13 protein-coding genes are annotated in these 15,199 nt (G+C 33.5%); 3 read left to right on the forward strand and 10 right to left on the reverse strand.

Features of this window, described 5'->3' with window-relative positions; genetic code table 11:
• Positions 1 to 523 precede the first annotated feature (523 nt).
• Complete coding sequence (gene gcvP, locus B0A67_RS11215; protein WP_072960487.1) at positions 524 to 3,373, reverse strand: aminomethyl-transferring glycine dehydrogenase; 2,850 nt, start codon at positions 3,371 to 3,373, stop codon at positions 524 to 526.
• Positions 3,374 to 3,594: 221 nt separating this feature from the next.
• On the opposite strand from gcvP, the gene B0A67_RS11220 reads away from it, so the two are divergent.
• The gene (locus B0A67_RS11220) at positions 3,595 to 4,401 is read left to right on the forward strand and encodes a UbiA prenyltransferase family protein (RefSeq protein WP_072960490.1); all 807 of its coding nucleotides are present in this window, start codon (positions 3,595 to 3,597) and stop codon (positions 4,399 to 4,401) included.
• Positions 4,402 to 4,648: 247 nt separating this feature from the next.
• Here the strand turns inward: B0A67_RS11220 and B0A67_RS11225 are convergent, their stop codons facing one another.
• The 7 genes from B0A67_RS11225 to B0A67_RS11265 form a co-directional block, all read right to left on the reverse strand.
• A complete protein-coding gene (locus B0A67_RS11225; protein ID WP_084074565.1) occupies positions 4,649 to 5,047 on the reverse strand; it encodes a DUF1090 family protein in 399 nt (132 codons plus the stop codon).
• Positions 5,048 to 5,117: 70 nt separating this feature from the next.
• The gene (locus B0A67_RS11230; RefSeq protein WP_072960494.1) at positions 5,118 to 5,603 is read right to left on the reverse strand and encodes an SRPBCC family protein; all 486 of its coding nucleotides are present in this window, start codon (positions 5,601 to 5,603) and stop codon (positions 5,118 to 5,120) included.
• Between the two features lie 699 nt (positions 5,604 to 6,302).
• The gene (locus tag B0A67_RS11240; protein ID WP_072960906.1) at positions 6,303 to 7,214 is read right to left on the reverse strand and encodes a TIGR01777 family oxidoreductase; all 912 of its coding nucleotides are present in this window, start codon (positions 7,212 to 7,214) and stop codon (positions 6,303 to 6,305) included.
• Between the two features lie 62 nt (positions 7,215 to 7,276).
• Positions 7,277 to 7,663: a hypothetical protein gene (locus tag B0A67_RS11245; protein WP_072960500.1), complete on the reverse strand. Its 387-nt coding sequence runs from the start codon at positions 7,661 to 7,663 to the stop codon at positions 7,277 to 7,279.
• Between the two features lie 18 nt (positions 7,664 to 7,681).
• Positions 7,682 to 8,029: a hypothetical protein gene (locus tag B0A67_RS11250; RefSeq protein WP_072960503.1), complete on the reverse strand. Its 348-nt coding sequence runs from the start codon at positions 8,027 to 8,029 to the stop codon at positions 7,682 to 7,684.
• 11 nt (positions 8,030 to 8,040) lie between these two features.
• The gene (locus tag B0A67_RS11255) at positions 8,041 to 8,784 is read right to left on the reverse strand and encodes a YqjF family protein (protein WP_072960506.1); all 744 of its coding nucleotides are present in this window, start codon (positions 8,782 to 8,784) and stop codon (positions 8,041 to 8,043) included.
• A 390-nt stretch (positions 8,785 to 9,174) separates the two neighbouring features.
• Positions 9,175 to 9,678: a GbsR/MarR family transcriptional regulator gene (locus B0A67_RS11265; protein WP_072960512.1), complete on the reverse strand. Its 504-nt coding sequence runs from the start codon at positions 9,676 to 9,678 to the stop codon at positions 9,175 to 9,177.
• 353 nt (positions 9,679 to 10,031) lie between these two features.
• On the opposite strand from B0A67_RS11265, the gene B0A67_RS11270 reads away from it, so the two are divergent.
• A complete protein-coding gene (locus B0A67_RS11270) occupies positions 10,032 to 10,445 on the forward strand; it encodes a DUF1842 domain-containing protein (RefSeq protein WP_072960514.1) in 414 nt (137 codons plus the stop codon).
• Positions 10,446 to 10,814: 369 nt separating this feature from the next.
• Complete coding sequence (locus tag B0A67_RS11275; RefSeq protein ID WP_072960517.1) at positions 10,815 to 12,077, forward strand: cation:proton antiporter; 1,263 nt, start codon at positions 10,815 to 10,817, stop codon at positions 12,075 to 12,077.
• 88 nt (positions 12,078 to 12,165) lie between these two features.
• Here B0A67_RS11275 and B0A67_RS11280 read toward each other — a convergent pair whose 3' ends face one another.
• The gene (locus B0A67_RS11280) at positions 12,166 to 12,825 is read right to left on the reverse strand and encodes a SanA/YdcF family protein (RefSeq protein ID WP_072960520.1); all 660 of its coding nucleotides are present in this window, start codon (positions 12,823 to 12,825) and stop codon (positions 12,166 to 12,168) included.
• Positions 12,826 to 12,961: 136 nt separating this feature from the next.
• A complete protein-coding gene (locus B0A67_RS11285) occupies positions 12,962 to 14,989 on the reverse strand; it encodes a M3 family metallopeptidase (RefSeq protein WP_072960909.1) in 2,028 nt (675 codons plus the stop codon).
• Positions 14,990 to 15,199 lie beyond the last annotated feature (210 nt).

Consider the following 15,199-nt stretch of genomic DNA (forward strand, 5'->3'; position numbering starts at 1 on the left):
AAATAAAATTATGATAACTATCATAAAAAATACTATGCATGCATATAATTATGAAATAATAATTATTTGTGGGATTTATTGTTAATTTTCTAACGAATTTTAAGTTTTACCGAGATTTCAAACGATTGAGATTTGTTTTTTGAATTATTTTTATTGAAAAAATTATAAAGTTTATTTGTGTTTTGTTACAAATAAAACCGAAGTTTCAAAAAGTGTTAAAAAACAGAAAGACTTATGATTTATTTTGAGGTGGTGTCAGTGACGTTTGCGCGTGAGGGATAGGAGCTAACTGCCGAAGCAGTGTGGATAGCCCGACAGCATCGCGGTAAGAGGGCGTATATGCGCAAACTACTTTTGCCCTCTTATCGGGATGGTGGCACGTCCTGATTATTTTAGACTTTAGATTTTAGATTTGTTTCACGTTACGCTCGAACTTGAAACCTGAAACAAAACAAACAAAAACAGAAAACCCGACAAGTTAAAAGACCTGTCGGGTTTGAATATATAATTACAAAACTATTTCTTAGTTTTCCATGTAAGCTTCGATAGGAGCACAGCTGCAAACTAAGTTTCTGTCTCCGTAAGCATCATCTACACGACGAACGGATGGCCAGAATTTGTTTTCAGCGATGTATTCTAATGGATAAGCTGCTTTTTCTCTGGTATATGGGAAATCCCAATTGTCAGTAGTTAACATTGCCAATGTGTGAGGTGCATTTTTCAATACATTGTTTTTATCATCGGCAGTTGCAGCTTCAATTTCTTTTCTGATTGAAATAAGAGCATCACAAAAACGATCTAATTCTGCTAAATCTTCAGATTCAGTAGGCTCAATCATTAAAGTTCCTGCTACAGGGAAAGAAACTGTAGGAGCGTGGAAACCATAATCCATCAAACGCTTCGCGATATCACCAACTTCGATTCCGTTTTCTTTAAATGAACGACAATCTAAAATCATTTCGTGAGCTGCTCTTCCGCATTCTCCAGTATAAAGAATTGGATAGTGTCCTTCGAAACGAGATTTCATGTAATTAGCATTCAAAATTGCGTGTTCTGTAGCACTTTTTAATCCTTCAGCTCCCATCATTGTGATGTAACCGTAAGAGATTAAACATACTAAAGCTGATCCGTAAGGCGCAGATGAAATCGCTGTAATAGCTTGTTCACCACCTACTTTTAAGATTGGGTTTGTTGGTAAAAACGGAACTAGTTTTTCGTTCACACAGATTGGCCCAACTCCAGGTCCACCACCACCGTGAGGAATAGCGAATGTTTTGTGTAAGTTTAAGTGACAAACGTCAGCACCAATTGTTGCAGGATTTGTTAATCCAACTTGCGCGTTCATGTTTGCACCATCCATATATACTAATCCGCCATTATCGTGAATTAGTTTTGTGATTTCAATAATCGAAGATTCGAAAACTCCGTGAGTAGAAGGATATGTTACCATTAAACAAGACAAATCGTCTTTATGCTCAATCGCTTTTTCTCTTAAATCTTCTACGTCAATATTTCCTTCCGGAGTCGTTTTAGTAACAATGATTTTCATTCCGGCCATCGCTGCAGAAGCAGGATTTGTTCCGTGAGCTGATGAAGGAATTAAACATACATTACGGTGACTTTCGTTTCTTGATAAATGGTAAGCACGAATAGCCATTAAACCTGCATATTCTCCCTGAGCTCCTGAATTAGGCTGTAATGTTGTTCCGGCAAATCCCGTAATTACATTTAATTGCTGTTCTAATTTTTTAAGCATCGTGATATAACCTTCTGCTTGTTCTACCGGTGCAAATGGGTGAATGCTGTTCCAGTTTGGCATTGATAAAGGCAACATTTCTGAAGCTGCGTTTAGTTTCATCGTACAAGAACCTAAAGAAATCATCGAATGATTCAAGGATAAATCTTTACGCTCTAATTTTTTGATGTAACGCATTATCTGACTCTCTGAATGATGATTGTTGAATACATCATGCGTTAAGAAAGAAGATGTTCTTTCTAATGAAGCAGGTAATTGACCTGCAGCAGTTAATTCAGAAACTGTAAAAGTTTCTTTTCCTAAAGCTTCAGCAAAAATCGCTATAATTTGATTGATGTCAGTGATTGAAGTTGTTTCGTTGAATGAGATAGAGATTGTATCTGCATCAACATAATAGAAGTTTACTTCATTTTTCTCAGCAATTGCTTTTACTTTTTGAGCATCAGCTTTTACTAAAATAGTATCAAAGTAAGCTGTATTGGTTTGAAAAGTGCCTAATTTATTTAAAGCTTCAGCAGTAGTAACCGCTGATGCATGAACTTTACCTGCAATATATTGTAATCCTTTTGGACCGTGGTAAACTGCGTACATTCCGGCCATAACCGCTAATAAAACCTGAGCCGTACAAATATTAGAAGTTGCTTTTTCACGTTTTATGTGCTGCTCACGAGTTCCTAAAGCCATACGTAAAGCACGGTTTCCGTTTACATCGATAGAAACTCCAATAATACGACCTGGCATAGATCGTTTGTATTCGTCTTTGGTTGCAAAAAAAGCAGCGTGAGGACCACCATAACCCATTGGTACACCAAAACGTTGTGTAGTTCCAACCACTACTGCAGCTCCCATTTCTCCAGGAGAGGTTAAGGCAGCTAATGATAAAATATCAGCAGCAAAGGCAACTTTGATTTCGTTTTCTTTTGCTTTAGCAACAAAAGCGCTATAATCGTTTACCTGACCGTATTTTCCCGGATACTGTAAAATAGCTCCGAAAAACTCATTTGAAAAATCAAAAGTTTCGTGATTTCCAACAACCAATTCAATCCCTATAGGAGTTGAACGAGTTTGAAGTATTGATAATGTTTGAGGTAAAATTTCTTCAGAAACGAAGAATTTATTGGTATTGTTTTTCTTTTGATCACGTGTACGAACGTCAAACAACAAAGCCATAGCTTCGGCTGCAGCAGTTCCTTCATCAAGTAAAGAAGCGTTTGCAATTTCCATTCCTGTAAGCTCGATAACTGTAGTCTGGAAATTTAAAATAGCTTCAAGGCGACCTTGAGCAATTTCTGCCTGATAAGGAGTATAAGCTGTATACCATCCCGGGTTTTCGAAGATATTTCTTTGTATTGGTGCCGGAACGATAGTTGGGTGATAACCCAAACCAATATACGATTTGAATACTTTGTTTTTCTTTCCTAATTCCTGAATATGATTTGCAAATTCGTATTCCGTCATCGCAGGATCTAAATTCAAAGGTGCTTTTAAACGAATGTCATCCGGAAGGGTTTCGTAAACAAGTTGTTCGATCGATTCAACCCCAATGGTTTGTAACATGTGTTGAAGATCTGTTTCTCTTGGGCCAATGTGTCTTAAAGCAAAAGCATCTGTTCTCATTTGTAGCTATATAAATTTTTAAGGGCAATGCAATTCGCGATGTATCTTCTTTGACTTAATCAAGTGTAACACAAGGTTTATTACATTTTATAGTAAATGTGTTGTTTTTTTGTCGCGCAAAATTAAGTATTATTAATAATTTAATAGGTATTTTTAACTTCAATTTTTATGAAATTTACAACTAAAGAGTTGATTTGTTAATAATTGATTAGATTTAAAGGATGAAACTATTAAAACAGATATTCGATTTTTACCTCAATAGCAGTATTCATGTGGCTTTATCCTGCTATGCTTTGGTTCGGGTTACGTTTCATGTGTTTCATCTTCAGTACGATGAGCCGATGGCTTTGTTCGTTTTTTTTGGAACAATTGTGGGGTATAATTTTGTTAAATACGATGCATTGGTCCGGGTGAAGAGAAAACCGGTAGGAAATCAACTGAAAATCATCGCTGTGTTAAGTCTGATTTCACTCGTTCTGGTTGGTTATTATTTTTTTCATCTCAAGCGAATTACACAAATTGTATCTGTTGTAATTTTTGCCATAACAGCACTTTATACGTTGCCCTTTTTTCCTAACAGGAAGAATGCGAGAAACTGGGCCGGAGTAAAAATTTACATTGTCGCGCTTTGTTGGGTAGGAGCGACTTTGGTTCTGCCATATATAAATGCTGAAGTTCCGTTTATTCCTGACTTTTTTATCAAATGCATTCAGCGGTTTGTATTGGTTTTTGTACTGATTCTGGTTTTTGAGATTCTGGATTTAGCCAATGATGATCCGCATCTCAAAACCGTTCCGCAAACAATTGGGGTAAAGAAAACTAAAATTTTGGGATTTTTACTTTTGGTCCCATTTTGGATAGTGGGAATATTGACATTCAGCGTTCATGATCTTATTATAAACCTTATTATGGTCGTCATGCTGATGTTGTTTATCTTATTCGCAAACTCAAACCGATCTAAATACTATACTTCTTTCTGGGTCGAAAGCGTACCGATATTTTGGTGGTTGATGATTGTTTTTCTTTAGTTCAGTTTTTTAGAAATAAAAAAAACGATGTGTTCAGCATCGGAATCTTAAATGTTCTCTTTTTATTTTGGCATGTTCGCCGAAAAAAGCGAACTGGGCTTTCGGCTAAATCTTTTATTCCGCTACGCTTTATAAAAGGATACCGCCTCTATCCCTCACGCAAAACGTAAAATGAGAAAAGTCATTTTCAAAAGAAGATTAATATTTAAAATCTGCCCAATCTGCTAGAGGAAAAATTACAAAACAATTATTTTGTTTTCTGTTCTGCCAATGCTTTATTCAAATCGGCTTTAGCTTCGTTTAATTTCTTTCTTTTTTTATCGATTTTTTCCTGACTTTCTTTGTCTTTAATCGCTTCATTCAGATCAGCAGTTTTCTCCTTAACTTTTTGCTGTTTTTCTTTTACTTTTTTATCAAGATCACTTTGTACTGTTTTAGTAGTACAGTTCTTTCTGGTTTTCGATATTGCATCTTCAACTCCTTTGATCTGATTTTGATTACCGGCTTTTTTAGCGGCGGCTAATTTTATGTTTAACTCACATAATTTTCTTTCACAGCCTTTTAGGGTGGCACAATTACTTTGTGCGAATCCAATAGTTGAAAAAGTAAAAAATGCTAAGGATAAAATTTTAGTCTTTAGAGTCATACCGTTTATTTTTTAATGATTTATAGATTATCTTTTGTTTCAAATGCATATTAAAAGTAATAAAATTATTTTAAAGCTGTTTTTCTGAAACTTCTTTCAGGATCTTATTCCTCTCTAAAAGAAATTGAGTAAGATGTTTTTCGAGGAACAAAATATCAAATAATTGTCCAAAAATTCCAAATGGAGTCTCATATTGCAATTTATCTTTCATGATAGTAACCCCGTTTTCTTCTTCAAAAAAATGTTTGTGTTTAAACGATTTGAATTTCCCTTCTTCCATTTCATCCACAAAATAATCATAAAAATTCATTGCTGTAATCTTACTTTTATGGGTGAGATAAAAGCCAAAATGTTTGCCACGCCAGGTTACTGTTTCGTTTAAATTTATTAAACCAGATGTCACGCCTGCAATTGCCTTTTCATTTGTAGGACTTGCAGATTGCTGGTGAATATCTATGTTTCTGGATGCATCGAAAACGGTTTGTTTTGGTGCTTTTATTTTTGTGGTGAGGTGATTGTGGTCATGGTTGGTGTTGGTATGAGTTGTATTTGTCAAAATTTAAAACTTTGACGAAGATTTTATATTGTTATTTTTTTGGATGATTTAATAAAGCATATATACTCATAGTAGTAAGTCCCAGCGGGACGATATATTTATAGAAAAATAAGTGGATTTCATTGAAAACCCCATCGGGGTGATATATAGTAATAAAAATATGTCGCTCCGCCGGAGCTTAAAGGTGGGTCTGATTATTGATTTCTATAAATATGGCGCTCCTCTGGAGCTAATGAAAGAACGTGTAGTATGTTTTCTGCAAATATTTTGCTCCACCTAAGTTTTAAAGAAATCTATTCTGCGTTTTCTTCTTCATCTTTAAAATTCAACTTAAAAAATAATCCGCTAATGATAGATGAAATGGAATACGATATTGCAATATCCAACCACATGTATCCTTTTATGAGATATGAAGTTATAAAAATACTGCTCACGACTATTGAAATTAAAATGAATTTTGAAAGTAAAATTGGTAAGTCTTTTTTAGAAAATAATTGTAAGCGGAGGCATAGATAATATAGGTGGGGATTGAAAAAAGCAAACTAAAAATAAAAGCTAAGGGAAATACTTCTAATAAGCCTACAATTTTATTTGGATGTAAAACTATAATATACATTATTAGTTGAGAAATAACCGGACCTAGTAACAGTGTGAAGATCCAATGTTTAAATAAAAAAATCCAATCTGTATTTTGTTCTTTCATTTCTTTAATAAATTTGTAAATGCCTCATCAATATCACCAAACTTAAACTTAAACCCATTCTCTAAAAGCCTTTTCGGAATCACATTTCTGCTTTTCAATACTAATTCTGCTTCTGTTCGAATAAAGAAAGATCCAATTTTCAGTAAAAAAGTATTTACCGGAATTCCGAAAGGAAAACCAACTGCTTTTCTAAGCTTTTGCATAAAATCAGCATTACGAACCGGTTGCGGAGAAACAACATTAATCACTCCGGTAATTTCTTTTTCGATAATAAAATCAATGGCGTTGGCAAAATCTTCTTCGTGAATCCAGCTGATAAACTGATTTCCTTTTCCCTGTTTTCCTCCGAATCCAATTTTTGCCAAAGTTTTTAAGGGAATAAAAGCACCGCCCTTTTTACCTAAAACGATAGAAGTTCGCAAAGCGGTTTTTAAAGTATTTGGAGTTTCAGTTTTAAAAAATGCTTTTTCCCAGGATAATGCGACGTTTATAGAAAAGTCATTCCCGATTTCGCCATCAATTTCGTCCATTTGCTTGTCTAAAGAAAATCTGTATATAGTAGAAGTTGATGAGTTCAGCCATTGTTTCGGTGGGTTTTTGCAATTCAAAACCGCTTTGTTTAAAACCTTAGTGCTTTCAATTCTTGATAATAAGATTTCCTTTTTATTCTTTGGGGTATAACGGCAATCAACAGATTTTCCTGCAAGATTTATTAAAACTGTTGCATTTTCAAGTTCATTTTCCCAGCCTGAAAAAGTTCTGGCATTCCAGTTGACATATTTTATTCCGTCGATTGTTTGAGATTTTCCACGAGTCAGAATTACAATTTCTTCAAATTTATCTTTGAAATGATTTACGAGAACTTGTCCTAAAAATCCTGTTCCGGCTGCGATAATAAGCTTGTTCATTTTCATTTTTTTGATTTGAGTTAAACCTAACAGGTTTTAAAAACCTGTTAGGTTTCGTGAAATTATGCTTTAAAAACCAGTCTTTCTTCTTCCTGCGCTTCTTTGGCTTTTCTTTTTCCTCTAAAGAAAAAATACAAATTAAAGAATAACATTACGCCAAGATAAATAGAAAACCCTCCAATTTTGTAACTCAGTCTTTCAATTAATTCCTGATAACTGTTATTGCTCAATTGCATTTGTAAAATCATTAGGGCAAAACCAATATTTAAAAGATAAAATCCTGTCTCAAAAAGTCTGTTGGTTGCTTCTGCAATATCTTCGCGACCTTTGAAAATGTCCAGCATAAAGATTTTTCCGTTTTTAAAAAGTGTTTTAGAAACATAGTAAGTAAGAAATAGCGCAATTGGTAAATAGATGCCGTAACCGATTAAGATTTTTGTAGTTTCCATGATATTTAATTTAAGGTGTTATTTGATTAATTTATGAATGTACTTGGTTAGCATTATAATGTTGAGGTAATGTAAAATAGAAATGATGAATATTATTATGGATGTTTTGATGCCAATTGTTTCTATAAGTTGAGTTGCTGATTGTATCTTTTGCCAGGAAATCAAAGTCATTGCACAATACCCGATATTTAATAAATAGTAACCTAAAAGTAAAACCTGATTGATTTTTTGACAGGTATCTGCGTGATTAGGAATTAGTTCTGCGACATAAATGTTGCCGTTTTTATAGCAGATTTTTCCAACTTTTAGGATGATGAAAATTGTTATACCGAGATATATGAAGTATCCTATAATATTGAGATTCATAACTTGTATTTTTAGATTGTCATTTCGTGCTCTAATTGTGGAATAAATTCAAGCTTTCTTTTATTTTTCACACCAATTTTAGAACCTTTAGCCAGGAAAACTGAAGTTGGATTTGTGGTTTGTAAAAATTCAAATTCGTTACCGTATGTTTTTGCGAAGTCAATATCTGTTTTATGATTAATAACCTCTAATTGTTCCCATCTTGGATGGGTAACTTCGTATTCGAAAGTGAGCTGGTTATTGATTTTGGTATAACCAAAGTAGTGTTCTGTAATAAATTCAGCTTCAGAACCGATTTCAATTTCTATTGGTTTTTTTCTGGTTTCTAGCTGAATGTTGTTCCATTTTTCCTTATTCGCCCATTGGTAAATAAAAGTATTTGTATTTTCGTTTTCTACAACTTCATGTCTCATTTTCTGAGTTTCATAATGTTCCTGATACAAAGTATTTGCAACAAAAGTGATGGCGCTTTTAGGAACAATTTCTTTGATGAAAACCACACCGCGTTTCCATTCTCCATTTTCAAAACGTTTTACGTAGAATCTTAAATTGACTTCTTCAAAATTGATATGAAATGGAACTTTCAATCCTAAAACTTTCGTGTTTTTGAACATAAAACCAACCAGACTCACGTAACATTTGTTGTTCCAGATGTCTATTTCGGTTCCGGTGGGAACATATTTTTCCAGTATTCCGGCATCAACTTCATAATTGAAAAGTGCCAGGTTTTTCCATTCTGCTTTTAAGAAGTTCATTAGTCTGTTTTTTTATAGATTAAAATTGAGAGATAGATTGCTAAAATTGCCGGCATACTAATCAATATAACTCTGATATATTCATTATAGTAAATTTCGATTTGGAAGAAACATATCAGAAAAAACAAAACAACTCCTCCAATATAAATTTGAATGTATCTATTGTGTGGCTCTTCAAATATCATTTTAATTCCTAGTAGTACCTGAACAAAGCCTGTTATAATTGTTGAAAGCATAGCATAAACAAGAGCTCCTTCTTTCGTAATTGGATATGTGAGAAGAATTAAAAGAGGAAGTCCTATAGCAAAAGTGTTTAATTGTTTTGTGGTTTTTATAGTTATGGTTTGTTTTAAACTTTCAGAAAAAAATGAAAGTTTTGGTTAAATTTTTTTACTTCATTATTTTTAAAACTAGTTTCCCCAACCAGTTGTCATTAAATTCAGTCATTTTGTCTAACATATTGTCTGCCTTTAATACGAAATCGTACAATTTGGAAGTTTGATCTACAAAGTGTTTCTCTTCTGCGGAATCCTTTGCTTCGATTGTCGAAACTTCTTTTAGGATTTTAAGAGCTGGTTTGATTTCTCTCTTGCTTCTTTCTCTTGAAATTTTAACCGCCAATTCATCTAAATCTTTTTCGGCAGTAAAAAACTCTCTTCTTTCTCCGGCTTTGTATTCTTTATATACAATTCCCCAATCCATTAAAGCTCTTAAGTTCATGCTGGCATTGCCACGGGAAATTTGCAATTCCTCCATAATATCTTCCATAGAAACAGGTTCGTTTGAGACCATTAATAAAGCATGGATCTGCGCCATAGTTTTATTAATTCCCCATTGAGAACCTAACGCTCCCCAGGTTTGTACGAACTTATTTTTTGCTTCTTTGAATTCCATGGATCAAATGTAAGTAAAAGTTTTTAAACTTTCAAAAATAAATGAAAGTTTAATTTAAAAAACGTGTTTAATTTTTTTTAAATGAGAATAAATAAGTGTTTTTACGTGTTGAATTTTTCTGTGTCATTCATTATCTCATTCATAACCAATAATTTCCATTCTGTATCATTTTATTAATTATGCTTTTTTATTTGGTATAGTTTTGAAATAGAAATAATGCCAAATGCATTATTCTGGATGTTTTTTAAACATTTTAAATAATAGCATTAACAAATCAGGTGGAGCAGAAACCACTAAAAAAAACGAGGCGTCCCCGAAAAGCCTTATGAGTAGGAAACCTAAATCAAAAAGTTATGTCAAATTTATTAGCAGGTGCTTATTTAGCACAAGGCACAATTGGAAATGTTGGAATGCCAGGTGCTCCAATCGCAACATTTAGTTTAGTAGTAGTACCGTCACAAAATTCAGTATCGGGTACAGTAGTCGTTACTCAGGCAATACAAGGTCCTGATAGCCATATTGTTGTTCAGGTAACCGGAAAAATATATGCCACAGGAATAGGAAACGTTACGAAAGTAGTTAGTCTGCAAGGACAATACGTTCATAGTGTTCCGCCTCCTGCAATAGGATCTTTTTTGGCCAATTTTGATGCTCACTTAGCAATCGATAATGCATGGAACGGAACTGGAGGTTTTTCATATTATCAGCATAATGTTGAAAATGTACCGGTAGCGGCAGCAAAAAGCCTAAAAGAAGAATTGGTTTAGAAATAAATTTCTCCCAAAAACAAATTCAACAGGATAATAAAAATTTCCTGACTCAGTAAGAGTTTTGATTTAAAGATCGTCTGTTTAAGGCGGTCTTTTTTATTGAAATAATCCCGTTATCGGATCAACTTAAACCTATAAGAAAATGAATAAAAATACATTGTTATTCGTGTGCTGTTTTATTGTCTTTAAGATAATCCCGGGATTGAATAAAGTATAGATGTTTATTCTTTGAATTTAATCTTGTATAAATGGTAAATTTTTAAGAATAGTGTAATGGCCGACTTGTAAAATTATAAAGTTATGTTAATTCACTAAATGGAATTTTGTATTAAGTAATGGAAAGATATTTTTGTAAAAATCACTTTTATGGAATTATACTACACCTTTTCAATACTAATAGTATTGGCCTCTTTCTTCGCCTATTTAAATTTAAGATTTTTAAAACTTCCGGGAACTATTGGAATAATGATTATTGCCATGTTAGTTTCTGTAGGCATTCGTCTGCTGGGAGATTCTTATTTTCCGGACACTACAAAACATTTTTTTGAATTGATAAAAGAATTTGACTTCAACGAAATCTTAATGGGAGCAATGTTGAATTTTCTTCTTTTCGCTGGTGCACTGCATGTGAATATGTCTGATCTTAAGGAACAAAAAATTCCCATCATGATTTATTCTACGGTGAGTGTCGTACTATCAGCGTTAATTATTTCTATATTGCTTTACTATATTGCACCAATTTTGGGAATCAAAATTCCGTATATATTTTGTTTGGTTTTTGGGACCTTAATTTCTCCAACGGATCCAATCGTGGTGTTGGGCGTTTTAAAACAAGCAAAAGTTCCTAAAAGAATAGAAACCAAAATTGTTGGTGAATCGTTGTTTAATGATGGAGTAGCAGTAGTAATGTTTGCTGTCGTTCTAAAAATGGCAACCGATCCTACATTTGATATGACTTTTGGTTCTATCGCCTGGTTATTTGCAAAAGAAGGAATAGGCGGACTTTTATTAGGAGCTGTATTAGGATATACTGCATCAAGGGTTATGAAGAAAATCGACGATTATAAAGTCTCTGTCCTAATCACACTTTCTATCGTAATGGGAGGATTTTTGATTGCGCAAAGTCTTCACGTTTCAAGCCCGCTGGCGATGGTAGTCGCAGGATTGATTATTGGTAATTATGGTAAAAAAGTAGCCATGAGCGAAGTTACTCAGGATTATTTGGGTAAGTTTTGGGAACTTATTGATGAAATATTAAACGCTATTTTATTCTTATTCATTGGTTTTGAGTTGTTATTGTTACCAGATTTAAACAAACAATTACTAACCGGTTTTGTCGCTATTTTTATAGTGCTATTCGCCAGAATTTTTTCTATCGTTTTACCGTGGAAATTCTTTGATATATTTAAATTTTTCGGAATTAAATCTGCCTACAACAAAGGATCCTTAATGGTTTTAGTTTGGGGAGGAATTCGCGGTGGAGTTTCTATCGCATTAGTACTTTCTATGCCGGAAGGGGAATATAAAAACCTGTTGCTGGAAGTAACTTATATTGTGGTATTGTTTTCAATCGTAGTACAAGGACTGACTGTTGGAAAACTGGCCAAAAAGGTTTTGGAGAAAGAGTAAATGATTTAGAATATAGAATAAAGAAAATAGAGTAAAGAATAGGGATTTTACTTTAATAAAAAAGCCTGCAAAATTTTGCAGGCTTTTTTTATCGTTTGTCTTCTTTAGAATAATTTGAAACTCCGTTGATATCAATTGGATTTCCTAAAAATCGTGGTTCACGATTTCTCAAAACATCAAAAAAGGATTTAAAAATAGAACCGTATTCTCTAAAAGTAACATATTTGTATCCAAGATATTCTCCTGAATTAGCCGAATATCCAACAGATTTTATGCCTAGTTTTTGCCCAATATAAATTGCACGGTTCAAATGGTATTCCTGAGTGATTAAAGTGGCTTTTTTGATGTTGAAAATATGTTTGGCGCGATACATTGTAGAATAAGTATCGAATCCTGCATAATCAATAAATATTTTTGTGGTATCAACTCCGTGTTTGAAACAGTAATTTTTCATTACGGTTAGTTCGTCATATTCGTCACGGCCATTATCTCCCGAAAGTAAAATTTTATTAATTCGGTTGGCTTTATATAATAAGATTCCGGCATCCAATCGGTCTTTTAAATATTTGCTGGGCTGATCTCCATTAATTCCGGCACCAAAAATAATTCCCACATCGTTTTTAGGGAATTTTTTTAGGGAATAATAAATATGCTTTTTCGTTGTTGATTTTACATATAAATTTACCGAAATGATTGCTATTAACCCAAGAAGGGAAAGACAAAGGAATATTTTAAAATATTTTTTCAAGATGTATTTTGTAAGATTAAGATTTAAAAGGTGGTGAAGATAAATAACATTTATTTACAGTCAAAATCAAATTAAAAAACCGAAGTGTTTTTTGCTCCGGTTTCTAATTATCTAATATTCTAAGAAGTCTAACAATCTACAAAAGTCCCGCTCTCTTCAATAAAGCTTCCGGTTTTGGTTCCTGACCTCTAAAACGTTTGTATAAAATCATAGGATGTTCTGTTCCTCCTTTAGAGAGTACATTGTCTTTGAATTTTGCCGCTACTTCAGGATTGAAAATTCCTTTCTCCTGAAAGTATTCAAAAGCATCTGCATCTAAGACTTCAGCCCATTTATAGCTGTAGTATCCGGAAGAATATCCACCCTGAAAAATATGAGAAAATGCTGTACTCATCGCATTTTCTTTTACGTCTGGATAGAGTTGCGTATTGGCAAATTGTTCTGTTTCGAATGTTTTTAAATCTGTAATATTCGTTGGATCTTGTCCGTGCCAAGCCATATCTAACAATCCAAAACTCAATTGGCGTAAAGTGGCCATTCCTTCCTGAAAGCTTGCACTTTCCTTAATTTTTTGTACATATTCAATCGGAATAATTTCTCCCGTTTCGTAGTGGTTTGCAAACAAAGCCAAAGCTTCCGGTTCGTAACACCAGTTTTCCATAATCTGACTTGGTAATTCTACAAAATCCCAAAACACTGAAGTTCCGGATAAACTTGGATAAGTTGTATTGGCTAACATTCCGTGTAAACCGTGACCAAATTCATGGAACAAAGTCGTCACTTCATTAAAAGTCAATAAAGATGGTTTCGTTTCTGTTGGTTTGGTAAAATTGCAAACGTTCGAAATATGTGGTCTTTCGTTTACGCCATTTTTTATAGATTGTGATTTGAAAGAAGTCATCCAGGCACCGTTTCTTTTTCCTTTTCTTGGAAAGAAATCAGCATAGAAAATTGAAACTAAATTATCCTCTGCATCGGTTACTTCGTAAGTGGTAACTTCTTCATGGTATTTATCGATATCAAAAACTTCGGTAAATGTTAATCCGTATAATTTTTTGGCAACTGTAAAAGCACCGTTTAATACTTTTTCTAATTGAAAATACGGTTTTAGTTTTTCATCGTCTAAATTAAAAAGCTGTTGCTTTAGTTTTTCAGAATAATAAGCGCCATCCCATTTTTCTAATTGCTCAATTCCGTCCAGTTCTTTGGCGAAAGCCGTTAATTCAGCAAATTCTTTTTGGGCTGCAGGTTTTGCTTTAGCTAATAAATCATTTAGGAAAGAGAAAACTTTCTCCGGACTTTCGGCCATTCTTTCTTCCAAAACGAAATGTGCGTGCGTTTTATAACCTAACAAATTGGCTCTTTCGAAACGTAATTTCGCAATTTGTAAAACATTTTCCTGATTGTCGAATTCGTTCTTCTGAAAAGCTTTTGCTCCAAAAGCAATTGCCATTTTTTTACGCAATTCACGATTATCAGCATAAGTCAAAAACGGAACATAACTTGGATGGTCTAAAGTAAAAATCCAGCCGTCTTTTTCTTTGCCTTTTGCTAATAATCTGGCTGCTTCAATAGTTCCTTCAGGTAATCCTGCTAAGTCTTTTTCGTCAGTCAGATGCAATTCGAAAGCATTGGTTTCTGCCAAAACATTTTCGCCAAATTGCAGACTCAACCTCGATAATTCTTTGTCAATTTCACGAAGTTTATCTTTTTTGTCTTCCGGAAGATTCGCTCCGTTTCTGGAGAAGCTTTTGTATTTTTTATCTAAAAGAGTTGTTTGTTCCGGATTTAGATTTAATGTTTCCTTTTGATCGTAAACGGCTTTTATCTTCGCAAATAAAGCAGCGTTTAAAGTAATGTCATTTCCGAATTCTGATAATAAAGGCGAAACTTCCTGAGCGATTTTTTGCATTTCATCACTCGTTTCAGCCGAATTCAAATTGAAGAAAACACTCGAAAGGCGATCTAAAATATCTCCTGAGAAATCCATCGTTACAACAGTATTTTCAAAAGTTGGCGCTTCGGGATTGTTTACAATAGCATCAATTTCGGCTTTAGCCAAAGAAATTCCTTCCTGAAAAGCCGGAAGATAATCTTCGATTTTAATTTGAGAAAAAGGAGCTGTGTTATGTTTGGTTGTGAATTTTGAAAGTAAAACGTTCATTATAATGTAATTAATTTTATTAATTGAAGTAAAATTTTTGAATTCCAAAGATAGCAATTTATAAAAATCTAATCATCTATACAAAATCGATTCTCGGCATAAAATCCTCTTAAATTGTGTTATAGATATGTTATTTATTGCTGTAAGGGTTTTAAAAATTGTAAATTGAAAAAATACGATTAGAATATAAAATGCTAATCACAAATTGTA

It is taken from the genome of Flavobacterium aquidurense (assembly GCF_002217195.1).
Taxonomy (GTDB): Bacteria; Bacteroidota; Bacteroidia; order Flavobacteriales; family Flavobacteriaceae; genus Flavobacterium; species Flavobacterium frigidimaris.

What these genes read in the sequence shown, in the direction of transcription:
- B0A67_RS11240 (WP_072960906.1), bottom strand. Translation starts at nt 7,214, where the DNA reads ATGAACAAGCTTATTATCGCAGCCGGAACAGGATTTTTAGGACAAGTT.
- B0A67_RS11250 (WP_072960503.1), bottom strand. Translation starts at nt 8,029, where the DNA reads ATGAATCTCAATATTATAGGATACTTCATATATCTCGGTATAACAATT.
- B0A67_RS11245 (WP_072960500.1), bottom strand. Translation starts at nt 7,663, where the DNA reads ATGGAAACTACAAAAATCTTAATCGGTTACGGCATCTATTTACCAATT.
- B0A67_RS11225 (WP_084074565.1), bottom strand. Translation starts at nt 5,047, where the DNA reads ATGACTCTAAAGACTAAAATTTTATCCTTAGCATTTTTTACTTTTTCA.
- B0A67_RS11275 (WP_072960517.1), top strand. Translation starts at nt 10,815, where the DNA reads ATGGAATTATACTACACCTTTTCAATACTAATAGTATTGGCCTCTTTC.
- B0A67_RS11270 (WP_072960514.1), top strand. Translation starts at nt 10,032, where the DNA reads ATGTCAAATTTATTAGCAGGTGCTTATTTAGCACAAGGCACAATTGGA.
- gcvP (WP_072960487.1), bottom strand. Translation starts at nt 3,373, where the DNA reads ATGAGAACAGATGCTTTTGCTTTAAGACACATTGGCCCAAGAGAAACA.
- B0A67_RS11255 (WP_072960506.1), bottom strand. Translation starts at nt 8,784, where the DNA reads ATGAACTTCTTAAAAGCAGAATGGAAAAACCTGGCACTTTTCAATTAT.
- B0A67_RS11220 (WP_072960490.1), top strand. Translation starts at nt 3,595, where the DNA reads ATGAAACTATTAAAACAGATATTCGATTTTTACCTCAATAGCAGTATT.
- B0A67_RS11285 (WP_072960909.1), bottom strand. Translation starts at nt 14,989, where the DNA reads ATGAACGTTTTACTTTCAAAATTCACAACCAAACATAACACAGCTCCT.
- B0A67_RS11265 (WP_072960512.1), bottom strand. Translation starts at nt 9,678, where the DNA reads ATGGAATTCAAAGAAGCAAAAAATAAGTTCGTACAAACCTGGGGAGCG.